The sequence below is a fragment of the Methylobacterium sp. J-078 genome, assembly GCF_022829285.1.
Lineage (GTDB): Bacteria > Pseudomonadota > Alphaproteobacteria > Rhizobiales > Beijerinckiaceae > Methylobacterium.
Genome location: NZ_JAKSYI010000018.1, coordinates 1 through 514, shown reverse-complemented (window position 1 = coordinate 514; position 514 = coordinate 1). Strand labels below are relative to the sequence as shown.

1 protein-coding gene and 1 pseudogene are annotated in these 514 nt (G+C 66.7%); both read right to left on the bottom strand.

From position 1 onward, the window contains the following. The coding region (locus tag MKK58_RS00600; protein ID WP_243910277.1) for a hypothetical protein at nt 1–239 on the bottom strand (239 nt) is incomplete at its 3' end. Nucleotides 240–355: 116 nt separating this feature from the next. After that, a pseudogene (locus MKK58_RS00595) lies at nt 356–514 on the bottom strand (IS110 family transposase); the annotation flags it as partial.

The window sequence follows — 514 nt, the reverse complement described above, 5'->3', positions numbered from 1 at the left end:
ATGCCCTGTTCACCCGCGAGGCCGGCGCAGGCCCGCAGCGCACGATCATCCTGCCGCTCGACGGAGCGGGCTGGCACACCGAACCAGGACTGCGCCTGCCCCATGGCGTGCGGCTCGTCTACCTGCCGCCCGACACCCCCGAACTCCAGCCCGCCGAGCACCTCTGCCGCCCCGTCGATGAGCCTATCACCAACCGGCACTTCGATCGGCTGGCCGAGATCCAAGACTTCATCGAGCAACGCTGCCGCGACCTCGAAGCTCAGCCCGACACCGTGCGAGACAACACTCTCTTCCGCTGGTGGCCCCAGTGTCTGAAACCGAACTCATCAACCGGCGACTGTATCGCGGGTCAAGCCATGAGGTTGCTTTCGGCGAAGGTTTTGTTGTCCTTGACCAGCGCGTTGGCGAGGACGACGAGACGCCGGCCCATGGCGATGATGGCGACCTTGGCGGGTTTGCCGGCGTCTCGCATGGCCCGGTAGGGCACCTTGAAGGCCGGGCACGTTCGGGCCGC